Annotated in this window: 23 protein-coding genes and 1 tRNA gene; 23 read left to right on the top strand and 1 reads right to left on the bottom strand. The window is 54.5% G+C overall.

The features are described from left to right. The first annotated feature begins 25 nt into the window (after positions 1 to 25). The 23 genes from eif1A (at position 26) to E3E25_RS05630 (ending at position 19,417) form a co-directional block, all read left to right on the top strand. On the top strand, positions 26 to 391 hold the full coding sequence (eif1A, locus tag E3E25_RS05740) for a translation initiation factor eIF-1A (RefSeq protein ID WP_167892715.1): 366 nt from the start codon (positions 26 to 28) through the stop codon (positions 389 to 391). Between the two features lie 21 nt (positions 392 to 412). Then, the gene (locus E3E25_RS05735; RefSeq protein ID WP_167892189.1) at positions 413 to 1,189 is read left to right on the top strand and encodes a serine protein kinase RIO; all 777 of its coding nucleotides are present in this window, start codon (positions 413 to 415) and stop codon (positions 1,187 to 1,189) included. A gap of 11 nt (positions 1,190 to 1,200) precedes the next feature. Next, on the top strand, positions 1,201 to 1,899 hold the full coding sequence (locus E3E25_RS05730; protein WP_167892188.1) for a KH domain-containing protein: 699 nt from the start codon (positions 1,201 to 1,203) through the stop codon (positions 1,897 to 1,899). 2 nt (positions 1,900 to 1,901) lie between these two features. Further along, positions 1,902 to 3,596 (top strand): DNA topoisomerase VI subunit B, encoded by a 1,695-nt coding sequence (gene top6B / locus E3E25_RS05725; protein WP_167892714.1) that lies wholly within the window; start codon positions 1,902 to 1,904, stop codon positions 3,594 to 3,596. Then, positions 3,589 to 4,746, top strand: coding sequence for a DNA topoisomerase IV subunit A (locus tag E3E25_RS05720; protein ID WP_167892187.1), 1,158 nt, complete (start codon positions 3,589 to 3,591; stop codon positions 4,744 to 4,746). The genes top6B and E3E25_RS05720 overlap by 8 nt, the downstream gene beginning before the upstream one ends. Further along, complete coding sequence (locus tag E3E25_RS05715; RefSeq protein ID WP_167892186.1) at positions 4,743 to 5,990, top strand: DUF530 family protein; 1,248 nt, start codon at positions 4,743 to 4,745, stop codon at positions 5,988 to 5,990. Before E3E25_RS05720 ends, E3E25_RS05715 begins: the two co-directional genes overlap by 4 nt. Positions 5,991 to 5,994: 4 nt before the next feature. Further along, the gene (locus E3E25_RS05710; protein WP_167892185.1) at positions 5,995 to 6,405 is read left to right on the top strand and encodes a DUF1699 family protein; all 411 of its coding nucleotides are present in this window, start codon (positions 5,995 to 5,997) and stop codon (positions 6,403 to 6,405) included. Further along, the gene (locus E3E25_RS05705) at positions 6,393 to 7,166 is read left to right on the top strand and encodes a DUF4129 domain-containing protein (RefSeq protein ID WP_167892184.1); all 774 of its coding nucleotides are present in this window, start codon (positions 6,393 to 6,395) and stop codon (positions 7,164 to 7,166) included. Before E3E25_RS05710 ends, E3E25_RS05705 begins: the two co-directional genes overlap by 13 nt. Positions 7,167 to 7,217: 51 nt before the next feature. Next, complete coding sequence (locus E3E25_RS05700; protein WP_167892713.1) at positions 7,218 to 8,021, top strand: GTP cyclohydrolase IV; 804 nt, start codon at positions 7,218 to 7,220, stop codon at positions 8,019 to 8,021. 52 nt (positions 8,022 to 8,073) lie between these two features. Continuing rightward, a complete protein-coding gene (locus E3E25_RS05695) occupies positions 8,074 to 8,259 on the top strand; it encodes a hypothetical protein (protein WP_167892183.1) in 186 nt (61 codons plus the stop codon). Further along, entirely contained in the window at positions 8,249 to 8,515 is a 267-nt protein-coding gene (locus E3E25_RS05690) for a type II toxin-antitoxin system RelE/ParE family toxin (protein ID WP_167892182.1), read from the top strand. Before E3E25_RS05695 ends, E3E25_RS05690 begins: the two co-directional genes overlap by 11 nt. 322 nt (positions 8,516 to 8,837) lie before the next feature. Beyond that, positions 8,838 to 9,161 (top strand): hypothetical protein, encoded by a 324-nt coding sequence (locus E3E25_RS05685; protein ID WP_167892181.1) that lies wholly within the window; start codon positions 8,838 to 8,840, stop codon positions 9,159 to 9,161. Positions 9,162 to 9,213: 52 nt separating this feature from the next. After that, complete coding sequence (locus tag E3E25_RS05680) at positions 9,214 to 10,278, top strand: hypothetical protein (RefSeq protein WP_167892180.1); 1,065 nt, start codon at positions 9,214 to 9,216, stop codon at positions 10,276 to 10,278. A gap of 4 nt (positions 10,279 to 10,282) precedes the next feature. After that, a complete protein-coding gene (locus tag E3E25_RS05675) occupies positions 10,283 to 11,368 on the top strand; it encodes a hypothetical protein (RefSeq protein ID WP_167892179.1) in 1,086 nt (361 codons plus the stop codon). A gap of 4 nt (positions 11,369 to 11,372) precedes the next feature. Continuing rightward, positions 11,373 to 12,140, top strand: coding sequence for an MYXO-CTERM sorting domain-containing protein (locus E3E25_RS05670; RefSeq protein ID WP_167892178.1), 768 nt, complete (start codon positions 11,373 to 11,375; stop codon positions 12,138 to 12,140). Then, positions 12,137 to 12,598 carry a hypothetical protein gene (locus tag E3E25_RS05665; RefSeq protein ID WP_167892177.1) on the top strand — a complete coding sequence of 154 codons (462 nt, stop codon included), beginning with the start codon at positions 12,137 to 12,139 and terminating at the stop codon, positions 12,596 to 12,598. Before E3E25_RS05670 ends, E3E25_RS05665 begins: the two co-directional genes overlap by 4 nt. Next, positions 12,598 to 13,374, top strand: coding sequence for an ABC transporter ATP-binding protein (locus E3E25_RS05660; RefSeq protein ID WP_167892712.1), 777 nt, complete (start codon positions 12,598 to 12,600; stop codon positions 13,372 to 13,374). Before E3E25_RS05665 ends, E3E25_RS05660 begins: the two co-directional genes overlap by 1 nt. 58 nt (positions 13,375 to 13,432) lie before the next feature. Then, positions 13,433 to 14,509: an HD domain-containing protein gene (locus E3E25_RS05655; protein WP_167892176.1), complete on the top strand. Its 1,077-nt coding sequence runs from the start codon at positions 13,433 to 13,435 to the stop codon at positions 14,507 to 14,509. 135 nt (positions 14,510 to 14,644) lie between these two features. Then, positions 14,645 to 16,843, top strand: coding sequence for an elongation factor EF-2 (locus E3E25_RS05650; RefSeq protein WP_167892175.1), 2,199 nt, complete (start codon positions 14,645 to 14,647; stop codon positions 16,841 to 16,843). A 117-nt stretch (positions 16,844 to 16,960) separates the two neighbouring features. After that, positions 16,961 to 17,482 carry a hypothetical protein gene (locus E3E25_RS05645; RefSeq protein ID WP_167892174.1) on the top strand — a complete coding sequence of 174 codons (522 nt, stop codon included), beginning with the start codon at positions 16,961 to 16,963 and terminating at the stop codon, positions 17,480 to 17,482. Between the two features lie 185 nt (positions 17,483 to 17,667). Further along, on the top strand, positions 17,668 to 18,954 hold the full coding sequence (gene tuf, locus E3E25_RS05640) for a translation elongation factor EF-1 subunit alpha (RefSeq protein ID WP_167892173.1): 1,287 nt from the start codon (positions 17,668 to 17,670) through the stop codon (positions 18,952 to 18,954). Between the two features lie 51 nt (positions 18,955 to 19,005). After that, complete coding sequence (gene rpsJ / locus E3E25_RS05635) at positions 19,006 to 19,314, top strand: 30S ribosomal protein S10 (protein WP_055429342.1); 309 nt, start codon at positions 19,006 to 19,008, stop codon at positions 19,312 to 19,314. A gap of 16 nt (positions 19,315 to 19,330) precedes the next feature. After that, positions 19,331 to 19,417 (top strand) — tRNA-Ser (locus tag E3E25_RS05630). Positions 19,418 to 19,711: 294 nt separating this feature from the next. Here the strand turns inward: E3E25_RS05630 and E3E25_RS05625 are convergent. After that, complete coding sequence (locus E3E25_RS05625) at positions 19,712 to 21,613, bottom strand: aldehyde ferredoxin oxidoreductase family protein (protein WP_167892172.1); 1,902 nt, start codon at positions 21,611 to 21,613, stop codon at positions 19,712 to 19,714. Positions 21,614 to 21,838 lie beyond the last annotated feature (225 nt).

Below are 21,838 nucleotides of genomic sequence, written 5' to 3'. Positions count from 1 at the left end.
AGCCTACTCGCTGGAGGTGATTGTCATGGTGTACCACAAAGGTGGAAGAAGTGGAAAGAAAAAGAACCGTCAGGTTCAAGGTGACGAGGTTATCCGTGTTCCCCTGCCAAAGGAAGGACAGCTCTTCGGAGTGATAGAACAGGCCCTCGGCTCGGGATGGATGGACGTCCGCTGCGAGGACGGCAAGCTCAGGAGATGTAGAATTCCCGGTAAGCTGAAGAGGCGCATGTGGATGCGCGTTGGTGATGTGGTCATCGTTCAGCCCTGGCCGGTTCAGACAGACGAGAGGGGCGACATCGTCTACCGCTACACCAGAACCCAGGTCGACTGGCTCCTAAGGAAGGGCAAGATAAGCCAGGACTTCCTCACCGGTGGAGATATGCTCTTCTGAGCGTAATCCCGAGTGATAGCGATGCGCGAGGAGTTCATCGAACGAGAGATCGAGTACATGCTCGGCCTCAGGGAGAGGCGCGAGAAGGACAGCGAGCTCTACAAGATAGCCAACGAAGTCTTTGACAGGACGACAAAGGAAACCCTTGCCTATCTGCACAGGAGGGGTAAAATAGAGGTCCTCTACGGAGTAATAAGCACGGGGAAAGAGGCTAACGTCTTCGCTGGCGCGGATGCCGAGGGAAAGAGGGTGGCAGTGAAGATATACCGCACTTACACCACTGAATTCCGTAGGATATGGGAGTACCTTGCCGCTGATCCTAGAATCGGCTACCTGCCCAAGGATATGCGCAAGCTCGTCTTCGTGTGGACGAGAAGAGAGTTCAAGAACCTCCAGCGGGCTATTAAGTATGCGGTTCGGGTCCCCGAGCCGATAATCTTCCGAAACAACGTCTTGGTGATGGAGTTCGTGGGCGATGAAATGCCCGCCCCGAGGCTCAAGGATGTGGAGCGCGAACTTGAGCTCAGCGACTTCGAGGAGCTCTACGACTTCGCGATTAGGGTCATTGAGAGGCTCTGGAAGAGGGGAGATATGGTCCACGGCGACCTCAGCGAGTACAACATACTGCTCCACGGCGGGCCTGTGGTTATAGACTGGTCCCAGGCAACCGTGAGGAGGAACCGTATGAGCCTGGAGCTACTTAAGCGTGACCTGCGCAACGTCATCAATTACTTCGGTAGGAAAGGTGTTGATGTTGATGATTTTGATGAGAAGTTCCGTGAGTTGGTTGGGGTTTAGAGGGTGAGATTATGGACGAGTTTGAGAGGCTCCTTAAGAAGTACGAGCGCCTTGACAAGGACGGTCGGCCTCTGAGAGAGGAGCATGAGGAGGAGATAACCTACGCGGCCGAGGGTGAGCAGGAGGAGTTCGTGAGGATTCCGAAGGAGCGTGTGGCGGTTGTCATAGGAAAGAAGGGACAGACCAAGAGGGAAATCGAGAGGAGAACTAAAACCAAGATAGAGATAGACAGCGAGACCGGCGAGGTGTTCATCGCCGCCACGAAGGAGACCGACGACCCGCTCGCCGTCTGGAAGGCGCGCGATGTCGTTATGGCCATCGGGAGGGGTTTCTCGCCCGAGAGGGCCTTCCGGCTCTTCAACGAGGGCGAAGTCCTTGAGGTAGTTAACCTCACCGATGTCGTCATCGGTAATGACAAGAACGCCCTGCCAAGGGTTAGGGGAAGGATAATCGGTAGGAAAGGGAGAACACGCGAGATAATCGAGGAGATGAGCGGTGCTGATGTGAGCGTCTACGGTAAGACTGTCGCGATAATCGGCAACCCGATTCAGGTTGAGGTTGCCAAGACTGCAATAGAGAAGCTCGCCAAGGGCTCCCCGCACGGTGTTGTCTACAAGTACCTTGAAAGGAGAAAGAAAGACCTTGAACTGGAGAGCATGAGCTATTACGAGGCCCTTGGCGGCGAACTGGAGAATAACGAGGAGGAATGAAGATGGCCGAAGCAAGTCAACTGTTTAAGGAGTTCAAGATTCAGAGCGTCAGCGAGTTCTTCAGGCGAAACGCGGCCATGCTTGGCTACACGGGCAAGATACGCTCCCTTACCACGGTCGTCCACGAGGCCGTTACAAACTCCCTCGATGCCTGCGAGGAGGCGGGAATTCCCCCCTACATCCGCGTTGAGATAGAGGAGCTTGGAAGGGAGCACTACAAGGTTATCGTTGAGGACAACGGCCCCGGAATACCCGAGAAGTACATAACCCACGTCTTTGGAAAGATGCTGGCCGGAACCAAGGCGCACAGGAACATACAGAGCCGTGGCCAGCAGGGCATAGGTATAAGCGGTGCCGTCATGTTCGCCCAGATAACGAGCGGAAAGGCAACGCGCGTCATCACCTCCACCGGCGGCGATAAAACCATCGAGGCCTGGGTGAAGATAGACGTTGACAAGAACGAGGGTAAAATAGTCAAAAAGGAGAAGCACCCCAACCCGAAGGGCTGGCGCGGGACGAGGATAGAGCTAGAGGTCAAGAACGTCAAGTACATCCGCTCCAAACAGGGCGTTTACTGGTACCTCAAGCTCACCGCCATAGCTAATCCACACGCCCACATAGAGCTCATAGAGCCCGATGGGAAGCTCATAGTCTTTCCGAGGTCGAGCGAAGAGGTTCCAAAGCCCCCGGTCGAGATGAAGCCCCACCCGCGCGGCGTCCTCACCGACGACGTTTACAGGATGGCCAAGAAAACGAGGAGGAACACCGTGAAGCGCTTCCTCGTCGGTGAGTTTTCGAGGATAAGCGACAAGAAGATAGACGAGCTGATAGAGTACATTGCCGCGCTGAGGCTCATAAAGACGGAGGAGGACAAGAACGTCCAGGAGCAACTCTACGAGAGGCTCATGAAAGGCGAGGTTAAGGCCGTTCTCCGCTCCTTCAGGGGCTACACGAAGGTCGTCAAGCAGGTCGCTAAGATGATGGAGAAGCCGCCGGAAAAGCTCACCTGGCACGAGGCGGAGGAGATAGTCGAGGCCTTCAAGTACATGAAGTTCTTGGCTCCCCCGACTCATGGCCTCAGGCCGATAGGCGAGGAGAACATTGAGAAAGGTCTGAGGGGAATCCTCAAGCCGGAGTTCGTGACGGCAGTGACGAGACCGCCGAAGGTCTACTCGGGGGGTATTCCTTTCCAGGTTGAGGTTGGATTGGCGTACGGCGGTGAGATTCCGGCTGGCTTTGAGCTTCTCCGCTATGCCAACCGCGTTCCTCTCCTCTTCGATGCAGGCTCATGTGTGACGACGCTCGCGGCACGCTCGATAGACTGGAAGCGCTATAAGGTGGACGACCTCGACCGCGCGCCGGTAGTGCTCATGATAAACGTCATCAGCGTTCACGTGCCCTACACCGGCACGGGGAAGCAGAGCATAGCTAACGTCGAGGAAATCCAGAATGAGATAAGGCTGGCCATAATGGACGCCGCCAGGAGGCTTCAGACTTACCTCAGCGGCAAGCACAGGAAGCTCTACCAGGTCAAGAGGAAGAAAACCTTTGAGAAGTACGTGCCCGAGATAGCGAGGGCCCTAAGCGTCCTGACGGGAGAGGAGGAGGACGCCGTTAAGAGCTACTTCCTGACTTTCATAGAGAGCCACTTCAAGGCCAAAGAGGGTGAGCTTAGCGAGGTGAGCGAGAATGCCTAAATCCAAGGTGAAGAGGGAGAAGCCCAGGGAGCGCTTTTCCTACGACCCAACCAAAGTTCTCACCAGGCTTGAGGAGTACGGGAAGAGAATCCTTGAGGACATAAAGGCCGGAAAGAACCCCTACTTTGACATCCCGATGCGTGGGCTGAACAACGTCTACTTCGACGAGAAGAGGCGCGTCATCAGGATGGGCGACAAGCTCTCAAGGAGATACTTCCTCAACGTGGCTCACGCAAGAAAGTTCATGCAGACCCTGCTCATAATGGCCTACGTGAAGCGTCTCGTAAGCGAGGGCAAGCACGCGAGCCTTCGTGAAGCCTACTACGCCAACAAGCACACCATCCCCGGGACCAAGGAGAACACCTTCGAAGACCAGCGCGAGAGCGACCCCATCATCGAAGACCTCGAAAGGATGCTCGGCGTTCTCAGGGAAGAGATGCACCTCACGGCCGACAGGCGCGGCTACATCTACGGCGACATAGTCATACGCGACGGTGAGGACGAGTTCAACACGAGCAAGCTCGGCATGGGAGGCTGGGCGGTTCCAGGAACGGTCGAGCACCTGCACTTTGTGGAGGTCAACGTTGACTACGCCCTGGTCGTCGAGACCGCCGCTATGGCCGACCGTCTCATCGAGGAAAAGTTCCCGAAGAAGGAGAAAGCTTTAATCATAGCCACCCAGGGACAGGCCTCGCGCGGTGTCAGGAGGCTCATTCACAGGCTCCACTACGAGGAAGGTCTTCCGATAATAGTCTTCACCGATGGCGACCCCTACGGTTGGTACATCTACTCCACCATAAAGCAGGGCTCCATCAACCTCGCCTACCTCAGCGACAAGCTCGCAACACCGGAGGCGAAGTTCGTTGGAATGACCATGGACGACATAGAGCGCTATGGGCTGAAGAACGTCACTGAAAAGCTCAAGGGAATCCCGCCGAACAAGAAGGGCGGCCCGACGGCGGATTACAAGAGAATCCTGGAGGAGATGGAGTACCCGTGGTTCCAGAACAGGGAGTGGCAGAGGCAGCTCAAGATGGCGATTAAGATGGGGGTCAGGATAGAACAACAGGCTTTAGCAAACAAGAGCCTCGAGTTCGTCGCGAAGAAGTACCTCCCCGAAAAGATAAACAACGGTGAGCTCCTGCCATGACGACGACTGAAGAGCTCGTCGCACAGGTTAACAAGATACTGGACGATATCGGGATAGACATGGACGGGTTATTTGAGACTTTCGACCTCCCGTCCATTTCTTACCGTTTGAGGGAGAACCTTTCCCTCCTTCAGGAGCTTGAGGAGGACCTTTCGAGGCGCGTTGGTGAGACAACCCCCGCGGTGCGGGGCATGGGCAAGCGCGACCGCGACCCGCACATCCAGTGGATTTACAAGAAGAAGCGCAACAGGGTCCTTGCCCTTGAGAGGCTCCGCGCGGCGATAACCGCCCACAAGATGGCCCTTGCCCTAATCTCCGCCAACTACACTTTTTTCCTTGGACGGAAGCCGATAACCCTTAAGGAGCTCACGAGGGAGAACGTTGAGGATGTTGAGGCCGTTCCGAGGGACGTTCAGATAGGCAGAATAGAGGTGCTGCCCCACCTGGCCTACTCTGGTGACGTTCTGAGGCTCCTCGCCCGAGAGAGCATAGCGGTCAGGGAGTCCTTCAAGTTCATAAAGGGCAAGCTCCGCGAGAAGGGAACCGTTAGGACGCGTGGGCTTAGGATAGAAGTCGAGTACTGGGAGAACAACAGGCTCAAAAAGGCCCGCCTCGACCTTCCCGCAGATGCGGACATAGAGGGCGAGCTGAGAAAGCGCTACGGGAGGCGCTTCCGCTGGCGCGTGCTGAGTTTCGTCAAGACCAAGGGGGTGCTCATAAACAACCACTACACCGTTGATAACCTCTCCCTGGCCTATTCTGTCCTTGATCCTGAAAAGGGCGCAGAAAAACTCGGCCTCGACCTATTCCGCTACTACTTCCTCACCTCTGAGAACGAGAGGGAAACCCTTGGCCTTTATCCAAACATAAAGCTCTGCATAGACTGCCATTACTCGATATTCGACCTTCCCTTCAGGAGCGAGCCGAACTTTAGGACGGGTCATGGGAGCATGCTCATCATAAGGAAGTGCGAGATGGAAAGCGCCCTCGTCGGGAAGAGGAAGGACATAACAACCGTTCCCAACTACCTGCTCGGCGCGGTTCTCCTCTACGGAATGAGCGAGTACAGCGAGGATAAAGTCGCCGAGCTTCTCGGCGTTCCGAGGAGCGAGCTTGAAGAGGCCATAAGGAAGTTCGTGATTTCCGGCCTTCACAAGGCCCTCTTTGCCGACACGAAGAAGTTTGAGAAGTTTATGCCTAAGAGCGATAAGGCCAAGCAGTTTTTGGCCCTCCTTCAGGGGTGAGTTTATGCGGGTGGAGGTTAAGGCCAAGAACAATTCCGAGCTCATAAGGAAGCTCAACGAGGTTCTGAGCGACGAGGTTACCGAGGTTTATGTAAACCTCCGCCCGACAAAGGAGATACTCGTAAGGATACTCGAACGCGCCCCCAACGTAAGGCGGATAAGCTGTCCGCCGAGCCTCTACCCCAAGGTCTCGAAAAAGGCCATCAAAGCCCTCGCCCAGATGGGCATAGAGCTCGTTCCGGAGGGCTACCCCAGGGGACGGCCCAGGAAGTACGATGAGGGAACCGTTAGGGAGGTCCAAAACCTCATAATGAACGGCGTTCCCCCCAAGGAGATAAGCGCCAGGATGGGCATCCCTCTCCGGACGGTTTACTACATGATTGAGCAGCTGGGTGTCCGGCGATGGAGAGGATGAAGAGCATTTACGTGGCCCTTTTTGCGTCTTTTATCCTAGTTTCCACGCTCCTTGGCAGGACGGCCGTTCATGGAGGGACTACTGTCTTCAACTTCGAGTGGGTATTTTTCTTCGCGAACCTCTTCCTGTTTGCGGCGGCTGGCTATGTGCTGAAGATGCTCCTTGAGGGGAACTTTGAAGGGGGAATGCGGGGAACCAAGAGGGGCAACGTTCTGGCTGGTATCATAACGCTACTCTCCCTCTTGGTCGTCATTAAGCTGATCCTCGAAAAGAAGCCGGAAGAGCTCGTGAACGGGGGCAAAGTAGGGGAAACCCTCTCCGGGGTCTGGTACAACGTCACCTCCGGCGACTTCGTCGTTATTCTAAGAGAGCTTCCAGGGATATTCTACTCCATCCCCTTCGTCGTCTTCATCCTGTTCCTCCTCACGGTGAAGAGGCGTAAGAAACCGAGAAGGGTTCCCTTTGAGGTCAGGTTCGAGCCCCAGATGACGTACGACTCCATAGAGGGCACCCCTGCGGAGAGGGTAATAAAGATGTACAAGAACGTCGTGGCCGGCCTCGTCATGAGGGGCTACCCCTATCAGAAGAGCTGGACACATTGGGAGCACGAAGAAAAGCTGAGGGAAATCTTTCCTGACCTCGAAGACATCGACATCCTCACGAGGATATTTGAGAAGGCCAAATATGCCGGCAGGCTGGACGAGGCCGATGTCGCCGCCGCCAGGAGGAGTTATGACAGGCTCATGGAGCTGCTTAGGTAGGTTTAAAAAGCAGTCGAATTAGAAGCCCCTAAAAAGTTAAAGGTGATGCTCATGCTCGTCGAGACCCAGGAGGAAAGGCCAGAGATAATGGAGCGCCTTCACCGCGTTGGGATAACCAACCTGCGCACCGTGGCGAGAATAAACTGGAAAGGACGGGTGTACACTTTCCTTCCAGTGTTCGAGATAACCATCGACGTCCCGGAGGAGAAGAAGGGGATACACATGAGCAGGCTGGTCGAGAGCATAACGGAAGCCATGAGCGAGGCCGTTGAGGAAGAGGTCATGGAGGCCCACACCTCACTTGAAGAACTTGGAAGGGCGATAATCGGAAGGCTCGAAAACAAGCATCCGCACAAACGCGCGGAGGTCTGGATAAGAACCCACCTCATAATACCGCGCGAGACTCCCGCGAGCAAAAAGATCACCTACGAGCCCTACGACGTCGAGGTGGCCATTATAAAAAACGAGAACGGCTCCTTTGAGAAGGTTCTCCGCGTCAAGGTGGTCGGCAACACCGCCTGTCCCCACGCGATGGCCAACAACAACGGAAAGACCCACATACAGCGCGCGATAGGCGAGCTTGAGGTGAGAACGGCCTTTGATGAGGAGATAGCCCTTGAGGATATGATTGACGTGGTCGAGAGCTCCTTCAGTCATCCGACCTACACGCTCCTTAAGACCGTCGATGAAAACGCTGTCGTGCAGGGAATGTTCGCTAACCCTAAGTTTGTGGAAGATGTGGCGAGGGAAATATTCGCCAAGGCAAAGGAGAGGTTTAAAGGAAAGATCCACGTTAGGGTTGTCAGCAACGAGAGCATCCACAAGCACGACGTGATAGCGGAGACGTGGAGCTGAAGGTTCGAAAATTTTAATTATTTGAACCTCAAGCAATATACTGGGTGAGAGAATGGAAGCCACTCTCAGTGAGATTTTGCACCGTATAGAGGAGATAGAGAAGTTCCTGAAAGAACTCGTTGAGGCTAACCTTCAGCTTATTGAAGAGACCGAACCGGAGGAGTGGGAGAAGAAGGCCATCGAGGAACGCAAGGACGATGAGTTTCTTGAGTGGGACGTGGTAAAGAATGGGCTTTGAGAACAGGGTCTTAATAAGTAGGAAGGCTCTGAAGGAACTCATGGACATACCTGCAGAAGAAAGAGAGGTTATTAAAGACAGGATATCTAAGCTGGCCTTCTTTCCACTCGCCCATCTCGATGTTCAGAAGCTCAGGGGATATGAAAACGTTTACCGCCTTCGCGTTGGTGAATATAGAGTTATCTTTGAATATCAAAAAGATGAGAGAACCGTCAGAGTTCTAAAGATTGGGAAGAGGGAGAACGTTTATTCATAAGATCTAAGAACACAGTGTCATAGCCGAGACGTGGAGCTGAGGTTTGAGACTCGATGTCCTTTATTCTCTTTACTCTCCCCGAAGTTTTTGCACAATTCTGTGACCTTTTGTTAAATTATTTCGTTAATACCTGCATAACTGGGTTGTTAGTTTTGACGTATCTGCCTATATGTTTGTACAATGTAATGGCCTGCAGGGACGTTCCCGATTTTTTTTGAAATTTATAATTAAACTTCGAAGTAAAAGTTAAATATGATGATGGGAGTATAACCAATTGCCCAATGGGGCGTATTAACCTCTCCCGGGCAGGAGGGTCGGTACCATGAAGAAGCTTGTGGCAATACTGTTCGGTCTGCTGGTAGTGGCGGCAGGGTTCGCGGCAGCGACTACATGGGCTGTTACTTCAGTTAGAGGGTACAACAGCGACTCATATGGTTACTCATGGACGGAGATAGGAGTCAAGTATGACGTTCAGCATCCGTACACCAACTATGAGGTTACCTACAGACGCGGTGGAGGAGGAGCATATCCAGGACACATATTGACAAAGGTTAGGGTCATAGCCGAGCCAAATGGTGCTGAGACTATAGTGTACATCGATGGCTCACACACGGTTACATCGTCTGCTGGATGGCCTTATGTTTGATTTCTTTTTCTTCCCTATTTCACCCCTAAATGTTTAACTCTAGGTGATCACGATGACAAAGGTAACTCTTTCAATTCTAATGTCTATGCTGTTAATCTTGGGCGTGGACCAGTATGCCCTAGCAATCCCATACTGGGCGGGCAACGCTTCCCTCACCTATGAAGCAACATACTATGCCCCATATGTTGATTATCGCCTTTCACAGGGAGACAGGCAGGAGTGGATAACAACATCCATCCTAATCTACAACTACTCGGGTGTGCTTTACATAGCCAAAACCTACGGATCAACAACACTGAAGTTCCACCTGAGAGGAGATGGCCGGTTCGTAGACGTTACGGCGGAAATAATCCTTAAAAATGTTAACGTGAGCGCCTTTCTACCCCCGGACATTTCTCCCCCCTCATTCTGGAACGAATCAAAGGTCATATCCATGAAGGTCATGAAGAGCCATTACCCTGGATTCGAAGACTGGAAATGGTATATTTTCCATCTCAGGGAGCTCACAATAGCCGGAAAGTACAGGATACGGGTTAATGACAGTATGGTGATAAAAGACGGCACCGTTTACGGCCATACGATGCTCTGGGACGATCCCATGAGCCCCATTATCAATGGTTCCCCTTTTTCAATCCACCCTCACCGCACAAAAATAAAGGGTGTTCAAATTGATAATGATAATGTTTTCAAGGCCCGGAACATAACAATCGAACCTCCCACCAAGCTCGTGATCACGACACCCTATTCATACAACCTAACCCAATACCTGAGGAAGGACTTTCTGATTGAGAACAACCCGTACTCTGCGATGATTTTCAGGTTCGATGCCTCCAGAGGAATTCTTCTTTCAACGTTTCAGGAGGCACCTGATTTCTGGGCACTGGGAATTCTAAGTGCAAGTTTTGTCGATGAGTACTCTCTGTACCAGGTTGAAGTTAAGGGTGATAAATTCTACCTCACGGGACTCGTATTGGCGAACTTCACAACAAAAGTTGAGAGTTCGGAGGAAAATATCCACTACTCGCACCCCAAAACGGAGCTTGAATGGATGTTCTATGCAAGCATTGCAGTACTGGTGGGGGCTCTAATATTGAAACTGAGATGGTCGGGGGTGTAGGAGGGTGAAACGGGTATTAAATGGCACGGTTCTCGTCATGCTGGTGCTTTTGAATGTTCCAATGATTGCAGGAACCCCATACTGGGTCAAGCCGGGAGTTTACATTGAGTACATCGCCCAGAGGTACGACCCATACATTGATTTAGTCACGGGAGCACTCCCAAACCAAATACACACTGCCGAAATCTTCATCGAGGTCAACGGCACTTTATTCAGGGTATTCGCAAACAACAATACCACAGTCCGATTCGATATTTTGGATGAAAACAATGGGTATTTACGAGTACGGGCGACAATTATGATGGAAAACGTGACGATCCTCTCTATCTTTCTGAATGGCACTAAATACCCTGTCTTCTGGAACCGCAGGGACGTTATATCTGAGAAGCTCATCCCGAGCCATGATGTAGGATTTCTCGACTGCGCGTGGCTTGAGGTTAAGTTGAACAACCTCACGCTCTCCGGCGACTATATGATACGGCGGAGTGATGGCGCGGTTTTTGATATGGACGGCAACTATTACGGGCACACGTTCCTCTGGATAAACCCCAACAATCTCCCCGAAGCAAATGAAACGTTTTCCCTCCTGGGAAGTACGAACGTAACGGTATGGGGGGCAGGTACCCTCAACGAATCGGCGATGACGTACTACGGAAAATTCGGTCCGCCCCTGATTTCAATTGCACTAACCATGGGGGACTTCAAGCTGTCCCAGAGAATTGACGAAAAAAGGGAGTATACACTAATTGACGTGTCGTTCGGCGGGCCAAGTGCAGGGATAATCTACGATCCCTCCAGCGGCATTGCCCTATATCCCGCAACCACAGGTACTGCTCCCTACGCCGATTTTCGTGCAATTGGTGTGAAATGGGCAGTGTTTGAGGACCAGCTATCGGGATATCGGATGATTGCGAAAAAGAACCGCTCCTGGAAATTCGGCCTTGTCCTCCATGACACCAACGCGGATTTTGGAGCTGTTGATGAGGTGAAATACACAAGACCTCAGACCGCGGTGGGCTACATTTTCTACATCACACTGGTTTTCCTGGGAATCGCCGTGGTATGGGCTTCACTAAGAAAAAGGAGGTGACTCCATGGAACGTCGGTGTGTAATCTTCCGCTGGGAAATGAATGACGTTGTGAAGAACGTTCTCTTACTGTTCGGAATACTCCTGGTAGGGATGGCCATGAAGCAGTCCATTATGGGTGTTAATTCAAGCATGGGGTTTGTCTCTGGAACCGAAATTGAACTCTTTGGGCCTCTCCGGGCAAAGGAGGTGGCGTCGAGTATTCAAATCCTCCTTTCCCTCGACGACGTCTGGACACTGATGGGCTTTCTCGTTCTGCTCCTCGGCGCTTTAACGTTCCGCTACGACAGGGACAGCGGCGTTGCGCGTTCGATTTACTCGCTTCCTTACTCCAACGGTGAACTCTTCGGGGTCAAGCTTCTCTCGCTCTTAATCTACGGATTCACCATGATACTGCTGCCCTTCGCCTACGTTAGCGTGACCACTTACGCAAGCATACTGAAGTACCTCCCCCAGATAACCTCAAACTTCCTAAGCGATGCACTGGTTCTGGTAATCTTCCTCGTGCTTTACCTGGTGGCGGTTGCGACCTTTGTCTCACTGGCCTCCCCAAACGCGTTTCTTGCCTTTATGGTGGGATTTGCTGTCATATACGCGCCCAGGGTTACCGGCCTTTCCAACGTCCCGCCGGTGCTCTTCATCAACGCACTCCATCGCAGTGGAAGTAGTGACTTCACGCCTTTCACCGTACACTACATCGGCTGGGGCCTTCTCGTCCCGCTGGCGCTCTTTGCCCTCTCGTGGGTTCTCATCAGAAGGAGGGATGTGGTGTGAGGTTCTGGGCGGCCCTGCTGTCTGCGATGCTCCTGCTCACCATTGGCTCGCTCTGGGTTTACAGTTCCTATGAAAACCAGGTCGGCTCAATCGGCCCGGTGTTTCTTCAGCCGGTGGAACGTCAGGGGAACGTTACCAGCCTCAGTACTGTAACAGCCCATATCCCCACCAGCTCCCTCGTTGAGGCTTCCTGCAACGGCAATGGAATCGTCGAAGTGTACGACGTCATAACCGGAGAACAGGTGGACAAACACGCCGTCTACGGCCATGCCAGGTACCAGTTTATTCTTCCGCACGAGGGGGACTACCTTATAATTAACAACGGCACGGACAAGCTAACCTGCTCCTTCCGTTTCATCAAAAACTACCCAACCAAACCTGTCCAAAACGCCCTCTACATCAGCGGCTCCGCTTTTGCAATCCTCCTGGCACTCATTGTGTGGAGGTGGGACAGGTGATAATCGAGGCGAGAGACCTGAAGAAACACTTCGGGAGCATCAAGGCGCTCGACGGCGTTACCGTGGACATTCCTGAGGGAATCACCCTGATCCTCGGCCCCAACGGCGGCGGAAAGAGCACCTTCCTCAAGCTCGCTACCGGCGTTTATCGTCCAAGCGCCGGAGAGATAAGGGTCTTCGGTGAAGTCCCCTGGAACAATGGACGACTTAAGGCCCGCTTCGGCGTTGCCTACGACCCGCCGGCTTTTCCGCAGTTCACTACGGGCAGGGAATGGCTGACTCTCTTCGCTGAGAGCAAAGGGTTCGGTGAGGAAGAAGTCGAGAGGGTTGCGGAGCTATTTGAGGTCAAAAGCTTCCTTGACAAGAGGATAAGCGGCTACTCATCGGGAATGCTCAAGAGGCTCTCCCTTGCACAGGCCTTCGTAGGGAAGCCCGAGCTGATATTCCTCGACGAGCCCCTGGCGAACATAGACTTCGACAGCATGGAGAGGGTTATTGAGATAATCGAGGGGATGAAAAAGACCAACTTCGTTGTCATAAGCCACATCTGGGAGCCGCTGATTCCGATAGTGGACTGGGTGGTTGTCATAGGCAACGGAAAGCTCGTCCTGAGCGGAAAAGCGGAGGAGGTTCAGGAAGAGGTCGAGAAGCTCTTCAAACCCAAGGTTGGACGTTCGAAAAGGAGAGGGAGCGAAGATGCCCCCTCTCTAGGGCAGGAGGGTCGGCAAACTCCAAGCGGAGGTGAACCACTTGAAGTGGAAGCCTCTGCCCGTTGATATTTTTGGGGATTAGATTTATTAAACTTTTCCCCTTCGTCTTTTCCTGGGGGACATTATGAAGCTCGTCCACGACCCAATACATGGCCACATCGAGCTTGACGAGTTTGCGGTTAGGCTTGTGGATACACAGGAGTTTCAAAGGCTCAGACGGATAACCCAGCTCGGCTTGGCTTTTCTCGCCTACCCCTCCGCCCGGCACACCCGCTTCGAGCACTCGCTGGGAACTTTCTATCTGGCAAAGCGAATCGCCGAACACAACCCCGAAATCGAGGAAGGCGCAGTTTACGCGGCTTTACTGCACGACCTCGGGCACTACCCCCTCAGCCACACCCTTGAGGCACTCTATCCCAGACACGAGGAGAACACGAAGTGGTTCATAAGGCACGGCGAAATCGGCGACGTAGTGAGGGAGCAGTACTCACTCACGGAGTTCCTGAGGTTCCTCAAACACCCCCTCGTTAGCGGAGACATTGATTCCGACAGGATGGACTATCTGGTGCGCGATGCGTACTATACCGGCGTGGCCTACGGTCTGGTCGACCTGGACAGGCTCGTGAGGAACCTGCACTACGATGGTGAGAGGCTGATAATCGGGGAGAAGGGCATCATGGCCGCACAGAGCCTCCTCCTGGCTAGGAGTATGATGTATTCCACCGTTTACGGGCACCACGTTTCGAGGATCGCCAGCGCAATGCTCGTCAAGGCGGTCGAACTGGAGGGGATTTCCTTCGAGGAGATACGCACCATGGACGAGGTTGACCTCGTAGCGAGGCTCAGGAGGAGCGAGAAGGACGAAGTTCGCGAGCTCGTCAAGGCCATGGACGACAGGAGGCTCTACAAGCGTGTTCTCTACACGAACAGAGACCCCGGTGAGGGGGCAGTTGAAGAGCTGCGGGGAGAACTTGAAGCCGAGTTTGGCCACTTAGTCCTGGTGGATTACCCCCCAAAGCCCAAGTTCGAGGAGAAAAACGCCTTCGTCGAGACGGAGAACGGGCTGAAGCGTCTCAGCGAGGTTTCACCTCTCGTTCGTTCCCTCGTTGAACTGAAGGACGCTCACTGGCGCTGGGGGATCTATGCGAGGGCCGACGTGAGGGAGCGGGTTGAAAGGTTTCTGAAGACCTTCCTTGATTGAACGTGATTTTTCATCCAAAACCCTTAAGTAGTTTGAACGCATTCCCGTGCTGCCGCTTCTCCACCGGGAAAAGCTTTATAACCGCACCTTTTAAGTGAGTGGTGAACAAGCTCATCAGGTTAGAAGGTGGTGTAAATGGGAAGAAGGGAAGAGATGGTTGCGAAGATCAAGGAGCTCATGACCCAGCCCGAGAGGATCAGGAACATGGGTATTGCCGCTCATATTGACCACGGTAAGACGACGCTGAGCGACAACCTGCTCGCCGGTGCCGGAATGATAAGCGAGGAACTCGCCGGAAAGCAGCTCGTCCTTGACTTCGACGAGCAGGAGCAGGCGAGGGGTATCACCATCAACGCGGCCAACGTTTCGATGGTTCACAACTACGAGGGTCAGGACTACCTCATCAACCTCATCGACACTCCCGGTCACGTTGACTTCGGTGGTGACGTTACGAGGGCGATGAGAGCCATCGACGGTGCCATCATCGTCGTTGATGCCGTCGAGGGAGTCATGCCCCAGACCGAGACCGTTCTCAGGCAGGCTCTTCGCGAGTACGTCAAGCCGGTTCTCTTCATCAACAAGGTCGACAGGCTCATCAAGGAGCTCAAGCTCGGCCCGAACGAGATACTCCAGAGGTTCGCCAAGATAATCACCGACGTCAACAGGCTCATCAAGAAGTACGCCCCGGACGAGTTCAAGAGCCAGTGGATGGTCAAGGTTGAGGACGGTAGCGTTGCCTTTGGTTCAGCTTACTACAACTGGGCCCTCAGCGTTCCGTACATGAAGAAGACCGGCGTTTCCTTCAAGGACATCGTCGAGCTCACCAACAGCGGAGACCTCAAGACCCTAAGGAAGAAGGCTCCGCTCCACGTCGTCGTTCTCGATATGGTCGTCAAGCACCTTCCGAACCCGCTCGAGGCCCAGAAGTACAGGATCCCGCACCTCTGGAGGGGTGACGTTGAGAGCGAGGTCGGCCAGGCCATGCTCAAGTGTGACCCGAAGGGCAAGATGGTCATGGTCGTTACCAAGATCATCCTCGACAAGCACGCCGGTGAGGTTTCAACCGGCCGTGTATGGAGCGGTACCGTGAAGACCGGCCAGGAGGTCTACCTCATCAACGCCAAGAGGAAAGCAAGAATCCAGCAGGTCGGTATCTACATGGGCCCCGAGAGGGTCAACATGGAGGCCGTTCCTGCAGGAAACATCGTCGCTGTAACGGGTCTCCGCGACGCCATGGCAGGTGAGACCGTCGCCCAGGAGCAGATCGAGCCGTTTGAGGCCCTCCACTACACCAGCGAGCCGGTCGTTACCGTGGCCATAGAGGCCAAGAACGTCAAGGACCTTCCGAAGCTCATCGAGGCCCTCCGCCAGCTCGCCAAGGAAGATCCTACCCTCCACGTCAAGATCGACGAGGAGACCGGCCAGCACCTACTCAGCGGTATGGGTGAGCTCCACCTTGAGGTCAAGCTCGTCAAGCTCAAGGAGGACTGGAAGCTCGACGTCGACGTGTCCCCGCCGATCGTCGTCTACCGCGAGAGCGTCAGCAAGATGAGCCCGATAGTCGAAGGAAAGAGCCCGAACAAGCACAACAGGTTCTACATCACCGTCGAGCCGCTTCCGGATGAGATATACCAGGCCATCCGCGAGGGCCTCATCCCCGAGGGCAGGCCCAAGAACCCGAAGGAGGTTGCCAAGAAGCTCGCCGAGCTCGGCATGGACTACGAAGTCGCCAAGGGCATCGTGGACATATACAACGGCAACCTGTTCCTCGACAACACCAAGGGTATCCAGTACCTCAACGAGGTCATGGATCTCCTCGTTGATGGATTCCACCAGGCTATGGACGAGGGCCCGCTCGCCAGGGAGCCTGTCATGAAGGTCATGGTTCGCCTGCACGACGCCAAGATCCACGAGGACAACGTCCACCGCGGCCCGGCCCAGATCTACCCGGCCATCAGGGGTGCAATCCAGTGTGCCATGATGAAGGCCCAGCCGATCCTCTACGAGCCGTACCAGAAGGTCATCATCAACGTGCCCTACGAGTACATGGGTGCCGTCAGCAGGGAGATCAACCAGAGGCGCGGCCAGCTCATCGACATGAGGCAGGAAGGCGAAGTCATGATCATCATCGCCGAGGCCCCGGTCGCGGAGATGTTCGGATTCGCCGGTGCTATACGTGGCGCCACCAGCGGAAGGGCCCTCTGGAGCACCGAGCACGCTGGCTTTAAGCGCGTTCCGGGAGAGCTCGCTGTGAACATCATCAGGCAGATACGCCAGAGGAAGGGCCTCGACCCGAACCCGCCGAAGGAGCAGGACGTCTGCCCGCAGCAGTGAGGGCTTTCTGCCCTTCCCTTCTACTTACTTTCTAGTCTCATGGGCTTGAGATACCGTGCCACTTAATTCAACGCCTCCTCCGAAAACCCTTTAATTTCTAACGATAATATCGGCTTCATGGGGGCACAAAGGAAGGCGCTCTCCGTTGGAATCCTGGTGGTCATTGGGATTTTACTGTTCGTCCCGTGGCCGGGGATGGTGTTCTACGAGCACTACTCCTATTTCTGGTGGGGACCATCAACACCACAGGAGAAGGTGGAGTGCAAAGCTGGAACTGCACCTTTCGAGTTCGTCAGGGGTATCAACTATGAAAGCTGGAATGTGAGCGTGAACAAGTCTGACGGGATAGAAACGGTGGTGGCGGAGAGGAGTTTCCTCTCGAATGATGGATACGGCAGGACCTACCAGCGCCTCGTCCTAGTGCGAAAGGACGGTCGCTTGGTGGAGGTCATGTACACCTCGAGCACCGGTCCCTCGGAGAATGCCTACAGGGAAATTTGTTATACCCTTGAAAACGGCACGAGGGAGTGCGGGCTGGTTCTCACGGTGTATGACCTTGACAGCAGGAGAGAGGAGAGGTTCACCATCTACTACACCCTCTGGGACTACCTCAGGAAATGCAGGCTGAAGGGGGGCTGAGGTTTACATTTTCCTGTTCAAACCCCCGTAGTTAACTTTTTAAACCCGCTTCGTAAGTTAAGCACGGAACTCATGAGGCCTCCCCGAAAAAAGGCGGGTTTCCCGCCCGAGGGGGCCGAGGTTCGAAAGATTTAAAAAGCCATCCTAGTCAACGAGACTAGACCAAAATATGGAGGTGTATGAAAATGGCTAAGGAGAAGCCGCACGTTAACATCGTCTTTATAGGCCACGTCGACCACGGAAAGAGCACCACCATCGGAAGGCTGCTCTTCGACACCGCCAACATACCGGAGAACATCATCAAGAAGTTCGAGGAGATGGGTGAGAAGGGCAAGTCCTTCAAGTTCGCCTGGGTCATGGACAGGCTCAAGGAGGAGCGCGAGAGGGGTATCACCATCGACGTCGCCCACACCAAGTTCGAGACCCCGCACAGGTACATCACCATCATCGACGCTCCGGGCCACAGGGACTTCGTTAAGAACATGATCACCGGTGCCAGCCAGGCTGACGCTGCCGTTCTCGTCGTCGCTGCCACCGACGGTGTCATGCCGCAGACCAAGGAGCACGCCTTCCTTGCCAGGACCCTCGGTATCGGCCACATCATCGTCGCCATCAACAAGATGGACATGGTCAACTACGACGAGAAGAAGTTCAAGCAGGTCGCTGAGCAGGTCAAGAAGCTCCTCATGATGCTTGGCTACAAGGACTTCCCGATCATCCCGATCAGCGCTTGGGAGGGCGACAACGTCGTCAAGAAGAGCGACAACATGCCCTGGTACAACGGCCCGACCCTCATCGACGCCCTCGACCAGATCCCCGAGCCGCCGAAGCCGACCGACAAGCCGCTCCGCATCCCGATCCAGGACGTCTACTCCATTAAGGGTGTCGGTACCGTCCCGGTCGGCCGTGTCGAGACCGGTGTCCTCCGCGTCGGCGACGTCGTCATCTTCGAGCCGGCCAGCACCATCTTCCACAAGCCGATCCAGGGTGAGGTTAAGTCCATCGAGATGCACCACGAGGCCATGCAGGAGGCCCTTCCGGGTGACAACATCGGATTCAACGTCCGTGGCGTTGGTAAGAACGACATAAAGCGCGGTGACGTTGCTGGACACACCACCAACCCGCCGACCGTTGTCAGGCCGAAGGACACCTTCAAGGCCCAGATCATCGTCCTCAACCACCCAACAGCTATCACCGTCGGCTACACCCCGGTCCTCCACGCGCACACCCTCCAGGTCGCCGTCAGGTTCGAGCAGCTCCTCGCCAAGCTCGACCCGAGGACCGGCAACATCGTCGAGGAGAACCCGCAGTTCATCAAGACCGGTGACTCCGCCATCGTCGTCCTCAGGCCGACCAAGCCGATGGTCATCGAGCCGGTCAAGGAGATCCCGCAGATGGGCAGGTTCGCCATCCGTGACATGGGCCAGACTGTCGCTGCCGGTATGGTTATCTCCATCCAGAAGGCCGAGTGAAGGCCTTCTTTGACCTTTCCTTTACTTCCTTAAGCCTTAGGAGGGACTGAAATGCAGAAGGCAAGGATTAAGCTCGCAAGCACCAACATTAAGGCCCTCAACGAGGTCACCGACCAGATCAAGCAGATAGCCGAGAGGACCGGCGTCAGGATGAGCGGACCCATACCGCTCCCGACCAAGAGGATAAGGATCACCACCAGGAAGAGCCCGGACGGCGAGGGCACCGCAACCTTCGACAAGTTTGAGCTCCGCGTTCACAAGAGGCTCGTCGACATCGAGGCCGACGAAAGGGCCATGCGCCAGATCATGCGCATCCGCGTCCCCGAGGACGTCACCATCGAGATCGAGCTCATCTCATGATTCTCCCCCTTTTTGCGCCGGGGTAGCCTAGCCTGGGAAGGCGCGGGCCTGGAGAGTCCGTGGGCGTTTGCCCGCCAGGGTTCAAATCCCTGCCCCGGCGCCAATCAAACTTTGCCTGCGCAAAGTTTGATCAAAGTTGGCGTGCAAGTTCAAAGTTGCTTGTTTTCAGAGGGTTTATCCTTCATAACTGGCAGTTTATAGCGTTCCACCCTCCACAAGGCGGGCGAGTTTTAGAGTGCACGCTAACCTTTCCCGGCTGTTTTATGAGAAAGGGCCTCTTTTGATAGAATTTTGATGGGCAAAGCCCTGAGTGTGGGCCCTATAGTTGGCTGATAAACAACGGGAGAATGTGGGCGGAGTTTTGTTTATGCGTAAACAGAAAAGTAGAAGAAGGGGTTTAAACCCCGGCCCCAATGTCCTCGGAGATGTCTGGCAAATCCAGGGCCATGAGCTTGGCCTTTGTCGGGATTCCGTCTCTGCTCCATCCACGAGCCTGGTAGTACTCATCGAGCATCCTGTCGAGCTCCCACGGCGGGACGTGTAGGCCCTTGCTAACTCCTTCCGGAATCGGCTCCCACATAATCCTGTACGGTAAGGTATCGTCCTTTCTGGTGAAGCCTTCCCTGACGTTGAAGGCCCTCGCTATGTTCATTATCCTCTCACCGATGACCATCAGCTCTGCTTCACCGATGTTCATTCCAGTTACGGCCTCGACGAGAGGCGGGAAGCCCTCAAGGAAGTACATGTGCCTTGAGAACTTACAGACGCCGGTGGCGTCGTAGACAGCCATGAGGTTCTCGTGGAACGCTATCTCGAACCCCTTGTTCTCGCCCCTGGTCCTGTCGACGCCCTCGAACTTCCACCACTTTCCTACAAGCTCGGTTCCGTAGGCACCGCTGGTGAGATGATCTGCACCGCGGACGTTGACTGCAAAGGCCAGCGCCATTCCCTTAATTCCCCTAACGTCATACGCCGGCGGCTCCATACCCTTGACGTGCATGGCGAACTTCTCGCTGCCCTTGCCGAGCCTCTCGCTGGCCCTCTTGACACCATCCGCCAAAAGCTCTCCGAGGTTGCCCTCGCGGTAGGCCATCTTCTTGAGGGCCTCAACCGCTGCCTCACCGTTTCCGAAGGTCAGCTCAAGGCCATCCGTTTCCTCCTTGGTGAGGAGCCCTCTCTCGTAGGCTTCCATTGCCCAGGCGATGGTGACACCCGCTGAGATGGTGTCGAGACCAAGTTCGTCCGCCAGATAGTTGAGGTAAGCCACCGTCTCGAAGTCGTCTAACTCAAGCACACCGCCGAAGGAGTAGAGGGTCTCGTATTCTGGTCCATCCGTCATGAAGGTGCCCCACTTTTCGCTCTCTACCTTGATGTACTGGCTGCACGGCTTGTTACAGAGCGGGCACGGCTTCCTTCCAACGCGGTATTTCGGCGCCCAGAAGTAGGGGTCGATTCCGATGTGCTCCCTGCCTTCCTCCTTGGCCTTCTCGTAGGCCTTCTTGAAGAAGCCCATCTGCCAGTTCCTGACCGGGAAGGTTCCCCTTTCCCTGTTCATCCAGTCGAGGAACTCACCGCTTCCGTAGTCCATGTCTGCCTTCGTAGCCGGGTGGTCCTTAAAGACCATGGCCCACTCCTTGATGAGCCCGCGGAGCTTCTCTGGCTCGGCAATAGGTATCTTCTTAGTTCCCTTGACGAGAATTCCCTTGAGCTTCTTGCTTCCAAGGACGGCACCGGGGCCGCCCCTACCGGCCTGCCTGTCGTCGGTCTCTATCGTCGCTATTCTGCTGAGGTTCTCTCCAGCCGGGCCGATGAAAGCTGTGGCAAAGCCTGGATACTCTTCCTTGGCCTTCTTCCTGGCCTCACCGGTAGTTAATCCCCAGTAGCCCTCGGCTGGAACGATCTTAACCTCGTCGTCCTCTATGACTAAGAGAACCGGTTCCTCGCTCTGGCCTTCTATTATCAAAACGTCGTAGCCGGCCTTCTTCAGTTCTTCACCCATCTTGGCTCCGGCCATCGAGCGGCCGTAGGCACCGGTGAGCGGGCTCTTGAAGTTGAACGCCGTCTTTGAACCGGTTCCGATTCCAGTGGCAACGAACAGGCCGGGGGTGATTATCATCTTGTTCTCCGGTCCGAGGGGGTCTGCCCCGGCTGGAACCTCGTCGTAGAGGAGTCTGGCTCCAAAGCCAACACCGCCGAGGTACTTCCTTGGGAACTCCTCGGGCAGGGGCTCCACCTTGACCTCGTGGGTCGTCAGGTTGACCCTTAGAATCTTGCCCCAGTAACCACCTTTCGCCTCCATATCAGAATCACCTCGAAAGATTTTCGGGTTGGAGGATATAAGGCCTTCGCAAAAGAAAGCGTTTCACTAGTCATCTTAAGTTAAGTTCATTTGTTAACTGAAGGCAACTCGAATGCCCAAAGGTTTATGAGATGACACAAAAACCTTCATCGGTGAACTGAATGGGGAATCGGCTTAAGTTCCGCAGGGACTGCCGCTGGTTCGGTGCCATAGATTCTACTTTCC

It is taken from the genome of Thermococcus sp. MAR1, from assembly GCF_012027305.1.
Classification (GTDB): domain Archaea; phylum Methanobacteriota_B; class Thermococci; order Thermococcales; family Thermococcaceae; genus Thermococcus.
The sequence above is the reverse complement of the archived record's forward strand: the minus strand, read 5'-3'. Positions and strand labels throughout refer to the sequence as shown.